Source organism: Pseudomonas jilinensis (genome assembly GCF_003586265.1).
Lineage (GTDB): Bacteria > Pseudomonadota > Gammaproteobacteria > Pseudomonadales > Pseudomonadaceae > Halopseudomonas > Halopseudomonas phragmitis.
Map to the genome: position 1 here is coordinate 1 of NZ_QJSA01000033.1, position 2,878 is coordinate 2,878.

Sequence of the window (2,878 nt, forward strand, 5' to 3'; positions counted from 1 at the left end):
CGACAACCGGGCTACTGAGCTTGTGTGGAACTAATCGGTGTTTCCCTAGTACACACTGTTTGCCATGAACAACGGAGCCATACCGTGAGCCAGCTGCTTCCCGATCAAGCCACCCTTGACCAGCATGCCAATGACCACCCCAGCTTTGCCCAATGGCGCGCCGGTTACGGGGTAATAGAACACAGCCTGACGACCCAGGCCGCCGCCTTCCGGCTCGCCCATCAACTGGTCCAGTTGCACTGTCAGCCCAATCTGGATGCGGTCTACCAGCAACTCAGGGCCCTTGATCTGTTGACCAGTGCCGGCCTTTGGCTGGTGGTCCACATGACCTACGCCAAACGTTGCCATACCGACGGCAGCCCGCTGCCGGCCGAAGATTTCAAATCCCGGCCAGAAGGCCATACCGGCGGGGCCCTGAACATGGTGCCGGGCTACGCCGCCTACCTGGCGCTGAACAACCTCACCGGCCAGACCCGCAGTTGGCTGATGGGTCAGGGTCACTGCGTGGCGGCCATCGATGCACTCAACGTACTGACCGGCAACCTGCATCCGGAACAGGCCGAACGCTACCAGGGTGATCAGGGTCTTCATCTCTTGTTGCGCGACTTCTATGGCTATACCCAGTTACCCGACGGTCGCCCGGCCGCACCTCTCGGCAGTCACGTCAATCCTTACACCGCCGGAGGCATCAGCGAAGGTGGCTACCTGGGCTTTGCCGAACTGCAGTATGCGCACATGCCACTACCCGGAGAAACCTTGGTGGCATTTCTCTCTGACGGCGCTGCCGAAGAGCAACGTGGCAGTGATTGGATACCCCGCTGGTGGCGTTTCGAAGATTGCGGCACGGCCTTGCCGATCATGATCGCCAATGGCCGGCGCATCGAACAACGCACCGAGCTGGGTACGCTGTCCGGTCTGGAAGGCTTCGCCGAGCACCTGACTCGCTGCGGCTTCGATCCGATCCGGTTTGACGGGCGCGACCCGGCGGCCTTTGTCTGCGTACTGTTCGAGATGGAGCAACGCCTGGGCCGACGGGTGCATGAATATCAGCATGGCCTGCTGCATTACCCGCTGCCGATCCCCTACGGCATTGCCGAAACCACCAAGGGCTTCGGCTTTTATGGCGCGGGCGAGAATGCGGCTCACAACCTGCCATTGCCGGGCAACCCGCGCCATGACGAGGCTTCGCGCGAGCTGTTCAACCAGCATGCCGCCAAGCTTTGGGTCGAGCCCGAACAGTTAGCCCAGGCTTGCCAGCAGTTGAGCCGGCATACCGAGCAACAGCGCCCGCTGGAGCGCGACCACCCGCTGACGCAACGCCACCCGGCCCAACCGCTGATCCCGGAAATTGAATGGAGCAGCGATGAGCGCTCGGCGATGCAGGCAGTCGATCGCTTCTTCGTTGCGCTGGTGCAGGCCAACCCCGAGCTGCGAGCCCGGGTCGGCAACCCGGACGAGTTGGCCAGCAACCGTCTGGGCGGCGTGCTTGAATCGCTCAAGCATCGAGTCAGCGAGCCGGAAAGCGCTCTGGAGGACATCCACGGTCAGGTGATCACTGCCCTTAATGAGGAAGCCATTGTATCGGCCTGCCTGGCCAACAAGGGTGGCCTGAATCTGGTGGCCAGCTACGAAGCCTTCTGCGTCAAGATGCTCGGTGCGGTCCGCCAGGAACTGATCTTCGCCCGACACCAAAAGGAAGTCGGCCGGCCGGCCGGCTGGCTTGGTTTTCCACTGATCGCCACTTCGCATACCTGGGAAAACGGCAAGAACGAGCAGTCACATCAGGACACCACCTTCTGCGAAGCCCTGCTGGGTGAAATGCACGATGTGATGCAGGTCGTGTTCCCGGCCGACTACAACAGCACCCTGGCGCTATTGCCGCAGCTATATCTGCAGCGCGGCCGACTGAGCTGTCTGGTGGTAGCCAAGCGTGACCGCCCCAGCCTGCTGACACCGCCACAGGCCCGCCAGCTGGCCCGTGATGGCGCCTTGCTGCTGGCTGAGCACCAGGCCAACGGCGAACCGCTGCTGCTGATCGCCAACGGCGCTTATCAACTGGCGGAGATGCAACGCGCCGCACAACGTCTGAGCGAACATGGCCAATCCTGGCAACTGATATATCTGCAGGACCCCGGCTATTTCCGCATCCCGCGTGACACCCACGAGGCCAGCGCCTGCGCCAGCCAGGAGCTGCGCGAAAAGCTGTTCCCGGCCGAGATCAGCCGTCGGGTCATGCTCTGCCATATGCGCCCGGAAGTGATGCGCGGGCACCTGGCCAACCTGTTGCCGCACTTTGAACGTAGCAGGGTGCTGGGCTATATCAATCGCGGCGGCACTCTGGACGAAGCCGGCATGCTGTTCGCCAACCGCTCAACCTGGGCCCACGTAGTCGCCGCCTGCGCTGAAGTCTGCGCGGTCCCGGTACAGCACTGGCTGGATGAAGAGGAGCTGCTGGCAGTTCAGGGCCTGGGCAACCCGCATATCCTGCGTTAACGTCGCTACCTGATCGACCCTGATCAGTTGATCAGGGTCGGGCGCAGTCGGTCGACGCCTGCCACGGACCCGGCCAGACTGGCCAGTACCGGCTCAAGCTGTCGGGCAGACTGCGGTCGGCTGAACCAGTAGCCTTGAACGAAGTGACACCCTTCCTGATCGAGAAACGCCATCTGCTCGGCGGTTTCGATCCCCTCGGCAATCACATCCATCTCCAGACCCCGCCCCAATCCGATGATTGCCCGACTGATAGCCTTGAGCCGTTCGTTATCCGGTTCCATGGACACGAAGCTCTTGTCGACCTTGATGATATGTAACGGATAACGGTGCAGATAGCCCAGCGAAGAAAAGCCGGTGCCAAAATCATCAAGGGCAATACGTACCC

Annotated in this window: 2 protein-coding genes; one reads left to right on the top strand and one right to left on the bottom strand. The window is 61.8% G+C overall.

The features are described 5' to 3' along the window. Positions 1 to 84: 84 nt before the first annotated feature. A complete protein-coding gene (locus C2846_RS18380) occupies positions 85 to 2,493 on the top strand; it encodes a phosphoketolase family protein (RefSeq protein ID WP_119702183.1) in 2,409 nt (802 codons plus the stop codon). 23 nt (positions 2,494 to 2,516) lie between these two features. Here the strand turns inward: C2846_RS18380 and C2846_RS18385 are convergent. Next, on the bottom strand, positions 2,517 to 2,878 hold a 362-nt coding region (locus tag C2846_RS18385), incomplete at its 5' end, for an EAL domain-containing protein (protein WP_131038244.1).